Annotated in this window: 14 protein-coding genes and 2 pseudogenes; 7 read left to right on the top strand and 9 right to left on the bottom strand. The window is 51.2% G+C overall.

What is annotated here, in order from left to right:
• Nucleotides 1-1,168: 1,168 nt before the first annotated feature.
• The 3 genes and pseudogenes from GEI7105_RS35890 to GEI7105_RS35880 form a co-directional block, all read right to left on the bottom strand.
• On the bottom strand, nt 1,169-1,444 hold the full coding sequence (locus tag GEI7105_RS35890; RefSeq protein WP_026097487.1) for a hypothetical protein: 276 nt from the start codon (nt 1,442-1,444) through the stop codon (nt 1,169-1,171).
• A gap of 2 nt (nt 1,445-1,446) precedes the next feature.
• Complete coding sequence (locus tag GEI7105_RS35885; protein WP_144053703.1) at nt 1,447-1,965, bottom strand: IS1634 family transposase; 519 nt, start codon at nt 1,963-1,965, stop codon at nt 1,447-1,449.
• Nucleotides 1,966-2,028: 63 nt separating this feature from the next.
• Nucleotides 2,029-2,200 (bottom strand): annotated as a pseudogene (locus GEI7105_RS35880) (DUF4277 domain-containing protein); the annotation flags it as partial.
• 1,226 nt (nt 2,201-3,426) lie between these two features.
• On the opposite strand from GEI7105_RS35880, the gene GEI7105_RS0107170 reads away from it, so the two are divergent.
• Nucleotides 3,427-4,140, top strand: coding sequence for a Uma2 family endonuclease (locus tag GEI7105_RS0107170; RefSeq protein WP_017659791.1), 714 nt, complete (start codon nt 3,427-3,429; stop codon nt 4,138-4,140).
• An 81-nt stretch (nt 4,141-4,221) separates the two neighbouring features.
• Here the strand turns inward: GEI7105_RS0107170 and glgB are convergent, their stop codons facing one another.
• Nucleotides 4,222-6,549, bottom strand: a complete 2,328-nt coding sequence (glgB, locus tag GEI7105_RS0107165; protein WP_017659790.1) for a 1,4-alpha-glucan branching enzyme — start codon at nt 6,547-6,549, stop codon at nt 4,222-4,224.
• 59 nt (nt 6,550-6,608) lie between these two features.
• Between glgB and GEI7105_RS40405 the strand changes: the two genes are divergently transcribed.
• Nucleotides 6,609-6,731 (top strand): hypothetical protein, encoded by a 123-nt coding sequence (locus tag GEI7105_RS40405; protein ID WP_281166978.1) that lies wholly within the window; start codon nt 6,609-6,611, stop codon nt 6,729-6,731.
• A 61-nt stretch (nt 6,732-6,792) separates the two neighbouring features.
• Here GEI7105_RS40405 and GEI7105_RS0107160 read toward each other — a convergent pair whose 3' ends face one another.
• From GEI7105_RS0107160 to GEI7105_RS0107150, 3 genes are all read right to left on the bottom strand, one after another.
• Entirely contained in the window at nt 6,793-7,089 is a 297-nt protein-coding gene (locus GEI7105_RS0107160) for a hypothetical protein (protein ID WP_026097486.1), read from the bottom strand.
• A gap of 204 nt (nt 7,090-7,293) precedes the next feature.
• Nucleotides 7,294-7,989, bottom strand: coding sequence for a glutathione S-transferase family protein (locus GEI7105_RS0107155; RefSeq protein ID WP_017659788.1), 696 nt, complete (start codon nt 7,987-7,989; stop codon nt 7,294-7,296).
• A gap of 134 nt (nt 7,990-8,123) precedes the next feature.
• A complete protein-coding gene (locus GEI7105_RS0107150) occupies nt 8,124-8,435 on the bottom strand; it encodes a hypothetical protein (RefSeq protein ID WP_035492806.1) in 312 nt (103 codons plus the stop codon).
• 306 nt (nt 8,436-8,741) lie between these two features.
• Between GEI7105_RS0107150 and GEI7105_RS0107145 the strand changes: the two genes are divergently transcribed.
• The 5 genes and pseudogenes from GEI7105_RS0107145 to GEI7105_RS0107125 all read left to right on the top strand — a co-directional run bounded on the left by GEI7105_RS0107145 (nt 8,742) and on the right by GEI7105_RS0107125 (nt 14,934).
• Nucleotides 8,742-9,251, top strand: a complete 510-nt coding sequence (locus tag GEI7105_RS0107145; RefSeq protein WP_144053702.1) for a hypothetical protein — start codon at nt 8,742-8,744, stop codon at nt 9,249-9,251.
• 251 nt (nt 9,252-9,502) lie between these two features.
• Nucleotides 9,503-10,834 (top strand): annotated as a pseudogene (iscB, locus tag GEI7105_RS29500) (RNA-guided endonuclease IscB).
• 161 nt (nt 10,835-10,995) lie between these two features.
• Complete coding sequence (locus GEI7105_RS0107135; RefSeq protein ID WP_083862335.1) at nt 10,996-12,855, top strand: peptidoglycan D,D-transpeptidase FtsI family protein; 1,860 nt, start codon at nt 10,996-10,998, stop codon at nt 12,853-12,855.
• A gap of 77 nt (nt 12,856-12,932) precedes the next feature.
• Nucleotides 12,933-13,400, top strand: coding sequence for a DNA phosphorothioation-associated protein 4 (locus tag GEI7105_RS0107130; protein WP_017659784.1), 468 nt, complete (start codon nt 12,933-12,935; stop codon nt 13,398-13,400).
• Between the two features lie 136 nt (nt 13,401-13,536).
• Entirely contained in the window at nt 13,537-14,934 is a 1,398-nt protein-coding gene (locus GEI7105_RS0107125; protein WP_017659783.1) for an RNA-guided endonuclease InsQ/TnpB family protein, read from the top strand.
• 60 nt (nt 14,935-14,994) lie between these two features.
• On the opposite strand, the gene GEI7105_RS0107120 is transcribed toward GEI7105_RS0107125, so the two are convergent.
• Both GEI7105_RS0107120 and GEI7105_RS38300 read right to left on the bottom strand, forming a co-directional pair.
• On the bottom strand, nt 14,995-16,011 hold the full coding sequence (locus GEI7105_RS0107120; RefSeq protein ID WP_017659782.1) for a type I glyceraldehyde-3-phosphate dehydrogenase: 1,017 nt from the start codon (nt 16,009-16,011) through the stop codon (nt 14,995-14,997).
• A 93-nt stretch (nt 16,012-16,104) separates the two neighbouring features.
• Complete coding sequence (locus GEI7105_RS38300; RefSeq protein WP_158413174.1) at nt 16,105-16,248, bottom strand: hypothetical protein; 144 nt, start codon at nt 16,246-16,248, stop codon at nt 16,105-16,107.
• Between the last annotated feature and the right edge of the window lie 1,163 nt (nt 16,249-17,411).

Raw genomic sequence — 17,411 nt, 5'->3', positions numbered from 1 at the left:
GATCGGCGATCGCTCCGTATTTTTTCGAGGGTACGCTTGAGTAAAAACACGGAAGCTATTTTGTTAAGTTGAGACAAGTTGCGTATCTTTTCGTTTGATAGGTTCTAACGATCGCATCTCTTTTTAAAGACACTGTAAAGCATATCTGAAGTTTTAGTAAATTTTTCGATCGTCTCATCTGAACCGAACGGCACGTTGTTGCGTTGAGTCGGCTTGTATTGAATAAAAAATCAATTATTTAAAATCTAGTTTACCAGACCACTTTTAGCCCACATTCCGCACTTCAACTTGTAGTACGCCAAGTAGCACGAGAAGGGGATGAAATTAGTCGGGAGTTGGTTAGGGATTAAGACCGAGAAAAAAGAAAAATTCGGGTAAAAATGACATCTTAGAGAAAAATCGGTTGAGGAATGGGCAAGTTAAACTGTTCCCACCTGAGAGGGGCTCAAAATTGGTTTGGGGAATTCCCCCCCCATCAGGGAGATTAGATGTAATTTTAACGAGCATTAATCGAGTCTATCTTCAAGTTAGAAGATAATAAGCCTGACAAGATTTTGGAAAAAATTCAAGTAAATGTAGGCGCTCAGAGGTTAAATTAGAAATTTTTTAACTCCCTGAGTTCGGAAGACATGAATCCCTTGAAAACATTGAAATATCCATCGGAGAGTTGGTCGATCAGTTAGACGACCTAACTGATTTTTGACGCCAGTTTTTAGCCGCTTCAAAGTTTTCCGAATTTGTCGTTGTCCCAGAGTGTAAACCAATAAGCATAAGCCCATAATGAATCCCAAAGCTTCAATCCGGTGAGGAGATTTAAGAAAAACGCTAATCCGTTAAAAATAGCGGGTCTTTCAGAAAGCCAAAACCTCGTTCGACTGACTGTTGCTCTTTGTAGTTCGAGAGCATTGAATCAGCGGTTAATTCTTCTGAGTTTAAAACATTCGTCGCCAAGATAAATCGTCCGGCACTTCGTTTTTTTATCTCGACTGAAACTTCATCAATTGTGACGTTCGCTTTGACTTGATAGACCCCAGAATTTTCCGTAATTTCTAAATCGGTAATTTGGTGATACTTCGACTTTCTTAAAAGGCGAAATGCTGCTTTTTCGGCATCAGCGGCACAAGCAAATTCTCGAACACTTAACTCTCGGAGTTTCTTTTGGGCGGACTCACCATCTTTCTGGATTTTTTTCTCTAATTTTTTTAAATCTGATTCTTTCCTTTTTTGTACTTTCGACTAATAACCATCTTTGCTCAACATCGGCATAGTTTTGTTGAGATTCTTGAAAACGATAACCCGTAAGTTGACTCGCTTTTAACTCGCTTTCCTCTACCGATTCTACTAAATTCTTCGCTGCTTTTACCGTCACGGGAACTCGACTCAACCATTTAACTTCCTTGGCAATTTGTAGATTTTCCTGGGTGTAAAAAGCACTATCAGCCACCGTTAAACTTTCAAACTGAAATGTTTTTTAAACTCAACCATCGATCGACCAAATTGCTTTGAGTCTGAGTCGTTTCCCGAACCCATCTTCATCCAAAGTGGCACATCGCCATCTCCAGTGCAGATTAAATTCATCAGAAATTGCTTTAAATCCGGGCGATGGTCTCTTGAATATCCGTAAGTAATTTCAATCGTTCCCGATTCCCCGGAGTTAGGGTAGTCTCCATGAACGTGAAACGAACTTGAGTCGAGATGGTTGGAATTTACCGTTAATTCATACTTTTTTACCGTGGCTAAGGCAATGGCCACAAAAATTCGATTGAGTCCAAATCGATAAATTTTATCGAGAACCCTGCCCAGTCGATCGTCATTTAAATACTCGGCTTTAATTCCTTCTCCCAGTAGGTTTTCTACCGCCTTACTTTCAAAGAAATTCTTAAAAATATAAAGAGGGGAGGGTCTTCGGAGTTTGTGGTTATAAATGTATAGCATGATACAAAAAATTGAAGATTCGAGAGCCAAAACCCTTGAAATCTCGTGAAGTTAGTTTTTCTGTCACCCTAAACTCCGAAGAGCCAGAGGGGATGACACTAATCCCATGCCATTTAAAATCATGGCTTTAACGACGAGACCCGCGCTAACTTTTTCCGTCTTTTTTTCTTCCGAGTAAGTCGTTGACGATTTCGACAATTCCGATTTCGTCAATGATTCCCGCCACTAACCCCAAGTGGTCTAAATTTTTGACCTCTACCGACATAGTCTCTTCCTTTTTCTGATGGCTACATTTTTTGATGATGACAGAGTCTCTTCCTTTTTCTGATGGCTACATTTTTGATGATGACAGAAAAGCTTGCCGGAAGTCATTCTGCATATCCTACTATTTTTGTCAAGTCAGTTGGCTCTTGAATGTTATTTCAAGTCAAGGGGTCAGTTGGCTGAGTCGAAATACCTAATTCCTTTCCGATTCAATTTATACTACTTATACACTACATTTGAAGTGCGGAATGTGGGTTGCAAAACTAACACACAGCCAAAGCGAACTGTTCTAACCCGATTGGCGATCGCCATAGCAGAATTATTTAATTTGGAAACTAACTCTACAGTCAAGATCGCCGTATAACGAAACTGTATGACGGTATAGCAAGGCTATTTTCACATCCTCAAGAATTCGTATTTGCTGAAGTTAGCTAAGTCAAGGATATTCCAATATTTTTTTGTATGTCTTGTTTTTAGAGCAGCAATAGATTGTAAAAACAGTTAATTTTTAAAGTTTTTCGGTCTTGTTCTATGCTTTTTTAAAAGTCTATAATTTTCAAAACAAAGAAAATCAAAATAAGATATACAGAGACATTAATAAAGTCTTTATACAGAATCCGAATTTCAAACAAGGATTTTGCCGAACGCGACAAGCCCTTCTCTGTGTTCTCTGTGCCTCTGTGGTGAAGACTTCTTGAAACCCAGCTTATCGAAAAAGGATAGAGTATTACTTGTATTTTTCTAATCTATACAAACAGACTTGAATATTGAAATGATTCAGCAAGATACCGCAGAATTTCATTAAGATCGAGAGCGTCAAGCTCAGATCCAACATCAAAATCCTGTCGCTCAAAAAAGTATTATTTAGGCGTTTTCTAGTATTTGTATCCTTTTCGTTGAATCATCCATCAGAGTGGTTGAGAGATTATCCAAAAATCAAACGTAAAAAGTCTACAACAATCCTCGTTAAGCGATTGTTGTAGACTGTTGTTCGATCGTAGCATCACCGCTCTCGACTTATCTACAAAAAATACAAACTAATTCATGCAAGCTATAATAGTTTTATCGCTGGGGCGTATCTCAAAAATGTAAATTTATAAAATACAAGCTTGAGTCCTCAATTTAGCTGCTGTTGGGTTTCGGCTTCGCTCAACCCAACCTAACCCAGACTCATATTTTTACAAAAGTGAGAGGCACCCTTATCCCTGTTGCATTCCTCGAACGGCTATGACCATTGCAAAAGATAAATCAGCCGTCATCTACCCCGACAGCGACGGAAAACCCATGTCCGACAATACCAAACAATTTCGTTGGATTGTTACCATCAAAGAAAACCTAGAAATTCTCTTTGATGACCGTTCCGATGTCTTTGTCGCGGGTGATTTGCTGTGGTATCCCCAAGAAGGAAATAACCAATTATGCCAAGCCCCCGATATTATGGTGGCGTTCGGACGACCCAAAGGCGATCGCGGTTCCTACAAACAATGGGAAGAAGCAAATATCGCCCCGCAAGTGGTGTTTGAAATCCTCTCGCCGGGAAACACCCTCAAGGAAATGGCGAAAAAGCTGAAGTTTTACGAGACTTACGGCGTAGAAGAATATTATATCTTCGACCCCAATCGCATCGATTTTAGCGGTTGGTTGCGCTGCGAAGACGGAACCCTCGACGTAATCGATCGCCCGGAAAACTGGACGAGTCCCCGCCTCGGTATTCGCTTTGAACTCAAAGACGACAACTTAACGATTTACCGTCCCGACGGCGAGCGGTTTTTAACGCCGACGGAACTCTCGAAACAGGTGGAAGCCGAACGACAGCGAGCAGAAACCGAACGACAACGAGCAGAAACCGAACGACAACGGGCGGAAACCGCAGAAGCCCGAGTTCGGGAATTAGAAACTCGCTTGCAGGAACTCGAACAAAATCGAAATCCTGAATCCTGACGTTAAAAATCTAGCCCGATCGCCCACAACCAGATCCCCGGACCCTCCAAGATTCCGAGGATCTTCACCAAAACCGATCGATTATTCCATCTCCGTCGCGTCTACCGTTTGAGTATTTTGAGAGCGATCGAGCTTGAACATCAACACCGACATCGGGGGTAAACACAAATCCAGGGAGTACGGACGAGTGTGGAACGCCCACTCGTCCGTCCATTTTCCGCCCAAATTCCCCATATTACTGCCGCCAAACTCGCCAGCATCGCTGTTAAACAACTCCATATAAAACCCAGCTTCGGGAACTCCGACGCGATAGTGGCTGTGAGGTTGCGGCGTGAAGTTGCACACCGTCACGATAAACTCCTCAGAGAACTTATCGCGACGAATAAACGAAACGACGCTGTGGCGGTTGTCGTTGCAGTCGATCCACTCAAACCCCGGTTCCTCGAAATCCTGACTGTGTAAAGCCGGTTCCCGCTTGTATAGAGCGTTGAGTTGGCTGACAAAGGCTTTCAGTTGTTTGTGGGGTTCGTACTGCAACAGATCCCAATCGAGATCGCCCCAAACGTTCCACTCGCTCCACTGCCCGTACTCCATACTCATAAACAGCGTCTTTTTGCCGGGGTGGGCGAACATATAGCCGTACAAACAGCGCAAGTTGGCGAATTTCTGCCATTCGTCCCCCGGCACTTTCCCGAGCATATTACTCTTGCCGTGGACGATTTCGTCGTGAGACAACGCCAAAACGTAGTTTTCGCTGTGGTGATACCAAATGCTGAAGGTGACGTTGTTTTGGTGGAACTGGCGGAACCAGGGGTCCATGCCGAAGTAGTCTAGCATATCGTGCATCCACCCCATGTTCCATTTGAGGTTGAAGCCTAACCCGCCGACGTAGGTGGGCCAAGACACCATCGGCCAGGCGGTAGACTCTTCGGCGATGGAGAGAACACCAGGATAGTAGCTGAACAGCAGATGGTTGACTTGACGCAGGAAGTCCGCCGCTTCGACGTTCTCGCAACCGCCGTATTTGTTGGCAATCCACTCGCCGTCTTCGCGATCGTAGTTCAGATACAACATCGAAGCCACGGCATCGACGCGAATGCCATCGATGTGGTATTTGTCGAACCAAAACAGGGCGTTCGCCACTAGGAAGTTCCGTACTTCGTTGCGGCCGTAGTTGAACACCAGGGTTCCCCAGGCTTTATGTTCTCCTTGACGGGGATCGGCGTGTTCGTACAGGTGGGTTCCGTCGAAGAAGGCCAAACCGTGGCCGTCTTTGGGGAAGTGACCGGGAACCCAATCTACAACGACACCAATGCCGTTTTGGTGGCACTGGTCTACGAAGTACATGAAGTCTTCCGGGTTACCGTAGCGGGAGGTGGCGGCGTAGTATCCCGTGACTTGGTAGCCCCAAGAGCCATCGAAGGGGTGTTCGGCAATAGGTAGCAGTTCGATGTGGGTAAAGCCGAGGTCTTTGACGTAGGGAATCAGACGGTCTGCTAGTTCTTTATAGGTTAAAAACCGCGCTCCGGGTTTGAGGTCGGCGACGGGAACGGGAGGCAGGGGGTTGCCCAGGTAGTCGGTTCCCGGTTCGTCGTAAGACGCGTTGAGCCAAGATCCCAAATGGACTTCGTAGATCGAGACCGGGGACGTCATGGGGTCGGTGTTGCGCCGATGTTCCATCCATTGGCCATCGTTCCAGGTGTAGCTGTCTACGTCGGCGACGATGGAGGCGGTTTTGGGACGGACTTCTTGTTGGAAGCCGTAGGGATCGGATTTTTCGTAGATGTGGCCGTCGAAGTTTTTGATTTCGTATTTGTAGTGTTCGCCGACGCCGATTTCGGGAATGAAGAGTTCCCACACGCCGTTTCCGCGTTTGGCCATTTGGTGTTTGCGACCGTCCCAGTGGTTGAAGTTCCCCAGGATGGAGACGTTGCGGGCGTTGGGGGCCCAGACGGCGAAGTAGACGCCTTTGATGCCGTTTTGTTGGATGGGGTGAGCGCCGAGTTTTTCGTAGATGCGGTGGTGGTTGCCTTCGGCGAACAGGTGAATGTCGAAATCGGTGAGTTTGTGGGAGCGGAAGGCGTAGGGGTCGTAAATGACGCGTTCGTGACCGCCTTGTTTGAGACGAAGTTGGTAGTTGAAGGGGAAGGGGTCGGGGTCTTGTTTGTCTACAACGCGATCGAGTTGACACTCGAAGAAGTGGGGGTGGTGAACTGACTGCATGAGATAGCTTTCGCGTTCTTCGGGAAGCACGACCCAAGCGGCTTCGACGTCGGGAAGGTACGCTCGAACCACCCATACGGATTTACCGTTTCGCTCGACGGGGTGAGGGCCGAGAACGGAAAAGGGATCTTGGTGGCTGTTGTGAACGATGCGATCGATTTGCTCGGTGGCGATGGTTATAGACATGAAGCTACCCGTGTAATGTCTCGTCTGTATTTTTTTACGCGATTTTGTCGTTTTTTGTTATGAAGGCTCCGGTTGACGCCGCTGTTTTGGGAAATTTGAGGAAAATCGACGCCGATGCCCCTGCGGGAAACTATACCTGGAATCTTTACAGTTCGGAGCTAACGATTCAGGATTTAAGATAGCGCATCTTGCAACAAATCTTTACGTTTTACCGCGATCGCGCGATCGCGGTATCGTAAACGTTCAAAATGGGGTCACGGTGCGGATCAGCTTCAGCAGTCGCAGCAGAAAGATGTTGTATCGCACGTCCGAACTTAGCTGTGGCGGATCGTTGGGCTGCTGGAGTTCGGCTTGCAGTCGGGCGTACTCGGCAGGCGTCAGCGGTTCTCCATCGATGGGCGATCGCGCTTCGAGTACGATTTCGGTGCGTAGGATTTCTTCGGGGGGATCGTCGGGAGGTGGCAGAGCGCGGGCGATCGCACTCCACGATAGGATCGCTGGAGCGATCGACATTGCCCAACAAACGGTTAGCTGCTTCATCGATGGCTTGGTAGGTCGCAACGGTTGAAACCGTCAACGCTCTCTCGGATTCGATTGCCACTTTCGATCGACTGCTCTGTTGACAAAATGCAATATTTATGCTATGCAACCCGATCGAAAGAAGATGTTGAAGAGATCGAGGTCGGTCTGTATCGGCTTCGTCGCCAGTCTACTGGATTTCACCGTCGATTCGACATTTTCGATTCAAGCTTTTTCGATCGAGCCGGTTTCTTCGAGTCCGGGGGGAAGCGGTTCGTCGCATTGCTGGTGAACTGCCACCAAACGCTCGAACAGCCAGGGGTAATTGCGTCGGTAGTGAGGAATCAACGCGAGGGGACTGAGTAATCCAGCGGCGGCCAGATCGGCGACACTGAGGCGATCGCCGACGAGATACGGACGCTCTTTCGATCGACTTTCGAGATAAGACAACGCTAAATTCAGGCGATCGCGGGCGAGTTCCACCGCAGCCGGAGTAATGGAATACTGAAACCGCACCACGCGCACCAGCAGTTGACTGAACCAGGACGAATTGATCGATTTTCCCTCCCCCGCCCGAAAATCGTAGTAAACAAAGCGCGTCGCCGTGCCGATGCTCTCGTCGAACCAATCTTCTAACATCCAAGCTTGGCGATCGAGCGCCTCGTCGCCGAACGTCAACGGCGGATCGGGATAGCGAATTTCCAAAAACTTTAAGATTTGCGTCGAGTCACCGATGGCCTCCGGGGCGTCAGGATGCTGAGGGAGTAACGTGGGAACCGTCGTTAACCCCGTCAGCGGCTTGAGCTTTAACGTGTGAGCGCCGGGGGTTAAGTTGTCCACATCGTAGTCGAGGCGTTTGTAACCTAACGCCAGACGGATTTTACGGCAGTAGTGAGAGGTGCTGAATTGCAGTAACTGCATTCCCAAACCGGAGAGTGAGAAAAGTGTTAGGAGCGAACGAAGACGCGATCGCGTCTCAGACGCCTGTTGCGTCGGTTGCTATCCCAAACGCAACAGATGCGCCAACCAACTATCGAGGTGAGTCAAATCGAGGCTTATTCGCCGGCCGGAGCTTCTTCAGTCGTTCCCTCTTCAGCGGGAGCTTCTTCAGTCATACCCTCTTCAGCGGGAGCTTCTTCAGTCATACCCTCTTCAGCGGGAGCCTCTTCGGTCATACCCTCTTCAGCGGGAGCCTCTTCGGTCATACCCTCTTCAGCGGGAGCCTCTTCGGTCATACCCTCTTCAGCAGGGGTTTCCGTGGCGTCCTCGGGCGCCTCCGGTGCCGTGGTGTCGCCGCCAGTCGCACAAGCGCCGAGGGTCAACGTCATACCGAGAAGAATAGCCGTGCTGAATGCTTTGAATTTCATGGTGATACCTCTGTCGGTGAAACACAAGTGAGATGGTTTACGTAAAACCGCGAGATCGCGAATACTATCGCGATCTTGTAATTTAACCTAAAGTTAACTCAAAAACTTAATTCAAAAATTTAACACAGTATCTAACGGCTCAATTCCGCAAAGGGGTCTCGTTCCTTGCAGGAAGCGGAAATCACAGTGCTAGGATGGTGAAGACTTCGATCGAGTCCGAAACGTCGCTGAAAACCCGTCGATTCAACGGAGATTCTGTTGAGATCGCCGGCTTTAACTTTATTTTCTCTCGTCTTGGTGGTGTTTATGACTTACGCACTTCGTTCTGCGTCTGTAGTGTCCGAGCGTCCGTCTGTCCGGTCGTCTCGGGTCGCTCCGCTCGATGCCGCCGGTCGATTTCAGCGATCGCGCCGTCGTCGGTCGAGTGCAACCCGAGTCGTTCCCCTAAAACCGCCCCTCCCCGCCGTCTCCGAAAAAATACAGAATTTGGGGCGAGTACGGCGCGTTACAGCAGCTCTCAGTGCGACCCTTGCGGTAACGACCCTAGCCCTCTACGGCAGCACGGTTTACACCCAACATCACTGGAATCGAGCGGCCAGCGATCTCGAGCGCCTGCGGGAGAACGAACGCCAACTGACCGTCGCAACTGAAGCCTTGCGACAGCACGTCTCGGAACTGACTGCCGAAGAAAACACGGGACTCGACACTTCGATCCGCGATCGGGCAGTTTACATCGAACCGGCGTCTCCGCGCCCTCCCGTTGCGGTTCCCCCACCCCTGGCCGAGCCGTCTGTCCCCTTTCCCAGCGCGTATTAGTCAACAACCCGCCGTCAAGCCTGTTGGCTATGACGGGGGCTTGAAAAAGCCCACAAGTTGACCAGCCTAAGTCTTCCGAAGACTACGTTACGTCCGAGAGCTTAAGTTCCTACCGACGAGTACGTTGCCAGCTTGTCGCTCTAGAACTGAAAAGTTAAACAGCTTAAAACGGGTTAAGGCAGTGCTTTTCAGAGAGTACCGAGACGTAACCTTGGCGAGGCAAACGTTACCCCTTTTGGGAGTTGTGTATTATGCACGTTTTCGTTCTAGACAAAGACAAAAACCCCTAGCACCATGCCATCCAGCCAAGGCGCGGCGGCTCCTGAAATCCGGTCGTGCTTCGGTGTTTCGTCGCTATCCATTTACCCTTATCTTGCACGAGATCGAAGCCAAAGATTGTGTCGTTCCGGAAACTCAACTCAAAATCGATCCCGGCTCGCAAACAACTGGGTTGGCTATCCTGTCCGAAAACCGAATCATTTGGGCGTCCGAACTCAGCTATCGCGGACAGCAAATTAAGAACGACTTAGAGAAGCGTCGCGCTTTACGACGCTCCCGACGCCATCGAAAAACTCGTTACCGAAAGCCTCGCTTTCTTAATCGTACTCGTCCGAAGGGTTGGCTTCCACCGTCTCTCAACGCTTCGGCTCCGCTCAGCGTTGAGTCCGAGCGGAGTCGAGGACTCAACCATCGGGTCGAAACTACGATGACCTGGGTGAACCGTTTGCGAAAACTTTGTCCGATCGTCTCGATTTCTCAAGAACTCGTGCGGTTCGATACCCAAAAACTCCAAAACCCCCGAAGTGAGTGGTATTGAGTATCAGCAGGGCGAATTGTTGGGCTATGAAGTGCGCGAGTACGTGTTGCAAAAGTGGGGTCGGAAGTGCATCTATTGCGGTGCGGAAGACCTACCATTAGAGGTCGAACATATTCATCCCAAATCCCAGGGAGGGAGCAACCGAGTTTCTAACCTCGCTTTGGCTTGTCATACTTGCAACCAAGCTAAGGGAAACCGAGATATTCGCGAGTTTCTATCGGGCAAACCGACCGTTCTCAACCGTATTTTGAAACAAGCAAAAGCGCCGTTAAAAGATGCGGCAGCAGTCAACGCAACTCGCTGGAAGCTGTACCAACAGTTGAAAGAAACTGGATTGCCCATCGAAGTGGGAACGGGGGGTTTAACCAAGTTCAACCGTACCCGATTGGGGTTGCCGAAAACTCACTGGCTCGATGCTGCTTGCGTCGGGAAATCGACTCCCGATCGATTAGATGTCGCGGTCGAGAAACCTTTACTCGTTGCAGCCAAAGGTCACGGAGTTCGGCAACGATGTCGTTCCGATCGATACGGTTTTCCGAGGGCTGTTGCCCCGAAAGCCAAATCTTTTCAAGGTTTCCAAACCGGCGATATAGTCAAGGCGACAATTCCTCAAGGAAAATTCGCCGGAAATTACACGGGGCGGATTGCTATTCGGTTTCGCCCTTCCTTTCGACTGAACGCTGGGGTTAAACCTTTTGATGTTCATCCGAAATATCTGACGACTGTTCATCAATCAGACGGCTATGAATACAGATTCTCGAAATAAGGATGCCCTGTCGGGCAGTTCGTTTGTTGGCGGGAATTCCCCTCCCGCTAATCCTGTCGGATATAACGGGAGTCCCCTTCCCGCATTTTAGCCCGCATTTTAGATGGAGTGCGGAGGCAAGAGTGAAAGAGTTGAAAGCGTTTGACTGAGGAATCTTGTCGATGAGCGATCGCCGATCGAAATCGTCCCGCATCAAATCTCGCCGACCGGCCGAACGGTCGCGCGTTTCCCCTCCTCCCCAAAGGTCAGCGCGTTCGGCTTCCCGGCCAAGAAGACCCTGGGGGCGTCGTTGGTTTGAATTCCCGATCGTTCGCGACGCAGTGGCGACGCCGTCTCACCGACGAGTGACTATCGTTTGGGCGTTGCTCGTGGCCGCCGGTGCGGGATTGACCCTCAACCTACTCGGCTTACAACTGTTTCGAGCCTCGACCCTGCAAACTCTCGCCGGACAGCAACAACAGCGACTGCTAGCTGACTTCGTCCCTCGGCGTACGATCGTCGATCGCCAGGGAGTTGCCTTAGCCATCGATCGCCCGGTATACACTCTCTACGCCCATCCCCAACTCTTCGACGTCGCGTTGTCGGAGATGGCGCGATCGCTCTCGCCAGTATTGGGGCGATCGCCGCTCGACCTCGAAGCAGTTCTCGCCAGTGCCAACAGTGGCGTACGCGTGACGGACTTTCTCTCAGAAACCTCTGCCGAGCGCGTGTCTCGCCTGGGATTCGACGGCTTGGAACTGGTACGACACGCCGCCCGCTTGTATCCTCAGAACGAACTGGCCGCAGCAGTCGTCGGATACGTCAACTTCGACGGAGACGGCCAGGCGGGCATCGAATACAGCCAACAAGACCGCTTGCGCCGTCAGGCCGAGGTCGTCGGCGACACCGACGGAGAAAACGGCATTCTCGATCGCAGCGCCCCACCGTTCGTTCGACTCGATGACTTGGAATTACAGCTAACCCTGGACTCGCGCCTGCAACGGTCTGTCCGTCAAGCGTTAATCGCCCAAATGGAGCAGTTCGAGGCCAAACAGGGAACGGTCATCATCATGGACGCCCGAGACGGCTCGCTGCTGTGTTTGGTGTCCGAGCCGTCCTACAACCCCAATCGATACTACGAAACACCGGTCGAACGCTTTAAAAATTGGGCGTTGAGCGATTTATACGAGCCGGGATCGACCTTCAAGCCTATTAACGTGGCGATCGCGCTCGAAGCGGGAGCCATTCGCCCGACCGATACCTTTTACGACCCAGGGCAAATTTTCATCGATGGCTGGGAAATCGCCAACTACGATTACGAAAGTGCTGGCGGACGCGGCCAGGTGAGCGTGACGGAGATTTTGCGGGATTCGAGTAACGTCGGGATGGTTCGCATCGTCCAGCAGATGGACGCCTCGGACTATTACGACTGGCTCGAACGCATCGAACTCGGACGACCGACGGAAATCGATTTGCCCTTTGAAGCCTCCGGTCAGCTCAAATCCCGAGAGCAGTTCGTCGCCTCGCCAGTCGAAGCCGCCACGACCTCCTTCGGACAAGGATTTGCCATTACACCGATTCAGTTGGTGAAGTTATACGGCGCTCTGGCCAACCAGGGCTATCTTGTCACGCCTCACGTCGTTCGGGGATTGAGCGACCCCCGAGGCAAACTCCAGAAAGTCGCTTGGCAAACAGACCCCCAACGTATCTTTTCCTCCGAAACCGTGCGATCGGTCTTAGCCATGATGGAAGAAGCGATCGAGTCGGGAACCGGTCAGAACGCGAAAATTCCCGGTTATCGCATTTCTGGAAAAACGGGAACGGCTCAAAAAAGCCGTCAAGATGGAGGGGGCTATTCAGAGTCGGCGGTCGTGGCCAGCTTCGTCGCAGTATTCCCCACCGACGATCCCCGCTATGTGGTCTTCGTTGCCTTGGACGAACCGAGTCGCGGAAGCGGTGGTACGGCCGCCGCTCCTGTGGCGAGAGAAGCGATGGAGATGACCATCGCCATTGAGGACATACCACCGAGCGATCGTCGGTAAAGAGCAGGGGGGACGAGGGGAAATTCTTACGACCTCATCCCCTCAAATTTGTGAGAGCCAAAGGAGAAAATAGGACTATGGTGCATCGCGTTCGCGTCGCCAAGGACAAGTCTGAATTCGTTCGGAGATCGGTCGCCGCCGAAGCCACGGGAGAAGCGATCTTCCAAACCTATGCCGATTTGCTGGCGTTTGCGGCAGCCTTGGGAATGAAGCGACAGCAGAAATCGCCCGTTCGGGAGGTGTCGAACCGAGAACCCGCGCCGATTGCCTTGGAGGTCTTCGTATCGCGAGGGTACGATCGCCTGTTCAACCTGTTGGCTGCGGTGGAGACGGGCAATCCGACGCTGTTGTCCCCGACAGACACTAACGCGATCGCCGCTCGGGTGGCGTTATTTGAAGCTTACGCCAACGGCGGCTTGGAAATTTTACAAGAAGAGTTGCGGGGAGCGATCGATTACGGCGAACGCCTGCTGTTAGTCATGCTGATAGAACGGGACGCTGAAGACCCAAGGACCAACAGTTTCGATTTACCGAAATGGGGGTGAAGCATTTCGCCCCCTACCAAGATCCGTCGCAGTGCTCCGCCCATAGCCGAGGGCTTGGGGGGTGGTGAAGCGACGGGAGGGAGTAGTTCGCTTAAGCCTAGGAAACAAATATTTATTTCTAAGCTAAGATAGTTTCATGCTAAACATGACGTGGGAATTCAAGCTAGAGCCAACGGCGGAGCAGGTTTTAGACATCGAACACATTTTGGATGTGTGCCGCAATGTCTGGAATTTTGCTCTGCGGGAACGTAAGGATTGGCTAAATTCCCGAAAGTCGCCCGTGAATGCGTGTTCCATCGTGCAGGAATACATCTTGCCTGCGGATGCACCATTTCCCAGCTATGCGCGGCAGTGCAAGTCCCTAACTGCGGCCAAAGCTGAATACCCCCGATTGAAGACTGTCAACGCTCAGGTTCTTCAACAAGTCATCCGAAAACTGGAAGCCTCCTGGGAGTCGTGGCGGTTAAAGCGTTCGGGTCTTCCACGGTTCAAAAAACCCAACCGGATGCGAAGCTTTGTCTTCCCCCAGATGCTCAACGCTTCGACTCCGCTCAGCGTTGAGTCCGAGCGGAGTCGAGGACTCAAAAACTGTGTGTCTGACAAAGGGATTAAGTTGCCTCAGTTGGGATGGGTTCGGGTTCGGTGGTCGCGGAAAATTCCTGATTTATTCCAGGTTAAGCAAGCTCGAATTGTTCGCAAGGCATCCGGGTACTTTGTCGTGCTTAGCCTTCAGGCTGACGTCGATATTCCTGCTGTAGCCCCTCACGGACATCCGGTAGGGATTGACGTTGGACTGGAGTACTTTCTTTCAACGTCTGATGGGGAACAGGTCAAGCGACCTCGCTTTTTCAACAATCTGCACCGCAAGCTGAAATCGCTGCAACGTCGATTGAAGAAAAAGCAGAAGGGGTCAGCTAACTGGCTGAAACTCCAGAAGAAGATTGCGAGAGTCCATCAACGGATTGCCGATACGCGAAAAGACTGGCATTTCAAGTTGGCTCATCACCTCTGCGACGGCGCAGGGATGATTTTTGTCGAAGATCTCATCCCCCCAACCCCCCTTTCAAAGGGGGGCGAAGGGGGGATAGGAATGTTGGGCAAGCACACCCTAGATGCTGGATTGGGACAATTTGTGAATCAGATCCTTCCCTGGGTGTGCTGGAAGCGCGATGTCTTTTACGGCAAAGTTGATGCCCGTGGCACTTCTCAGGAGTGTCCGGATTGTGGAGTGGAGGTTCGCAAAGACCTCTCAACCAGGATTCATCACTGCCACAACTGCGGGTCAATTAAACCCCGTGATGTGGCGAGTGGACAAGTTATCTGTACCCGTGGGCAACGGGGAATCGAAACTGCCTGTGGAGGGGATGCGGCGGGGACTGAGGTTACTCAGTCTAGCTGGCACCTGTTGAAGCAGGAAATCTTTGGGGCGACCCAAGGAATCTCCCTGCATACCCGGAACGGGTTGCTGGGAGAGGATGTCAATCGTTCGGCGTCTCCACTCCCACACCAAAACATCGGCCGACAGATCCTCTGAAAACCTGTCGGCCGATACTCACGTTGTCGAACTCGAAAAAAGCTCGCTACGAAACCCGAACTATTCAGCCCATTTTTCAGCCGTCAGTTCGGCCAAGTCCACCACGCGCTGGCTGTAACCCCATTCGTTGTCGTACCACGCGACCACCTTAATCAAATCGCCGTCCATCACCAGCGTCAAACTCGCATCGACAATCGACGATTCGTTCGTACCGCGATAGTCGCAGGAGACGAGGGGTTCGTCGCTGTAACCCAAGATCCCTTTCATCGAGCCGTTGGCGGCTTCGTGCAGCACTTCGTTCAACTGCTCGGTGAACGTTTTCTTCTCCACTTGAGCCACAAAGTCTACGACCGAAACGTTAGGAGTCGGAACGCGCAAAGCAATACCGTTGAGTTTGCCTTTCATCTCGGGAATCACCAACGCCACTGCTTTCGCTGCACCCGTAGACGTCGGAACGATGTTAAGCGCAGCTGCCCGAGCGCGGCGAACGTCCCGGTGACTCGCATCGAGCAAGCGTTGGTCGCCCGTGTAGCTGTGGGTGGTGGTCATCGTGCCTTTGATAATGCCGAAGTTATCGTGTAGCACTTTCACCACTGGGGCCAGACAGTTGGTCGTGCAACTGGCGTTACTGACGACCTTGTAATCTTCGTGCTTGTAGGTTTGGTGGTTGACACCCATCACGTAGGTTCCGATGCTGCCCCCTTTCCCCGGTGCCGTGATCAACACTTTTTTCGCACCGGCTTGCAGGTGTTTCGAGGCACCTTCTTCAGTGACGAACACCCCAGTCGATTCCACCACGAGATCGACTCCCCACTCTTTCCAGGGCAGGTTTAGGGGGTTGCGATCGCTAACGCATTTGATCGTTTTTCCGTTAACGGTGATGGAATTACTATCGGCACTGACTTCAGCGTCCAACTTACCCAGCATCGAGTCGTACTTGAGCAAGTGGGCGTTGGTTTTCGGATCGGACGTATCGTTGACACCGACAACTTCTAATTGGCTGTTTTCTCTGGTCAACCAGCAACGCAGAAAGTTGCGTCCGATACGTCCAAAACCGTTAATTGCGACTCTAATCACCTTTTTACCTCCTAACAGCTTTTCGCCCGCGCTCCGTGACGGGCGCAACCCTTGGCTTGACTCGTTTGATTTCGGTTTTTTAACTTGCCCAACTCAGGGGGGGCGACAGTTTCGTTCGGCATCGATCGCCCGCCGTGGTGCGAGGTCGATGGCCGAGAAAACGCCGAGTCCCTCAAGGAACTTACCACACTTACCGGCCGCCGACAGTCCGTCGGATGCCTGCGTGCGATCGGGCAAGCCTTGCCCTGGGGATTGGGATAACCTGGATGGACGTCCTTCTCGAGCGAACTGGCAGAAAAATCCCACCGGCTCGATAAGGTTTCTGCTTCAGCGAGTGCAGCGACGGCGATCGAGCATCCCGATCGCTTTGGGGATCGCGTGCGGCTCTCCACAGACGTTGGGGGCGCTCGGCCCCCGGTTTCGCCGAGTCCCGACGTACCTTGAGAACTGCATTAGACACTCAGTTCTCGGGGAAAGCAAGCGGCCAAACGGGTTTCTGACGAACACCACAGTCCGAACGCACTCGCCTTGAGGCATGAATGCTCCATCACTTGCTGGCGCGAAGTGATGGTGTCTGATTACAAGGTGTTAACCCTCGCGACAGGTGGCATTCTCACCGAACCACGGGAACTTTAGCCCGTCAGTTCCCCCAAGTCGTTTCCGCTATGGGGCTGGGATTTGAGCAACTTTTACCTAGCAATAGTCCGGACATTTTTCTAGGCAAGCGCTGAAACCTGCATTCTCTCGTTAGATGAACGGTCTTAAGAGATGGCTGAAACCCGCATTCTCTCGTTGTCAGTCAAAAACTGTCCGGAGTGTTGACCTAGAGTCTGACGTAGATGAACCGACTACAGAGGATTTACAGGGTGTTCTACCTTTCGTTGAGAAGTCGTGTCTCCAGGTATTTCGGAATCTGGTCCGCCCTTTACCGTACCCCTCAAGATGAGGTCATTTTACCACTTGCCGCTCCTTAACCCCCACCTGTTCCTATGTGGGGGAATGCGTCGCTATTCTTGTTCAACGTTTTACCCACACAAGCTTTTCCGTATGGAACCCGCCGAACGCTGAGTTTTCAAGGTACGGCTCACTCCCAAAACACGCTCGGGAATTTGAGGAGTTTCAACGATCTCTGTCGAAAAATCCGATCGCGACCTGAAGAGGGGATCGAGATTCTCTACGCCGCGACTGACGGATAGGGGGCGACGGTCTGTGCCTGAAGACCCGTCAGCTCGATGGCGCTCGAGTTGCCGAACCCTTTTAGATCGGGGACGGTAGTGCCTCTCATCATATCGCAAAGACCGTCCGTTTCTCGATCGCTTCTCGGAGAATCTTATTGCCCACATTCCGCACTTCAACTTGTAGTACGCCAAGTAGCACGAGAAGGGGATGAAATTAGTCGG

The sequence above is a fragment of the Baaleninema simplex PCC 7105 genome, from assembly GCF_000332355.1.
GTDB lineage: Bacteria > Cyanobacteriota > Cyanobacteriia > Cyanobacteriales > Geitlerinemataceae > Baaleninema > Baaleninema simplex.
The sequence above is the reverse complement of the archived record's forward strand: the minus strand, read 5'-3'. Positions and strand labels throughout refer to the sequence as shown.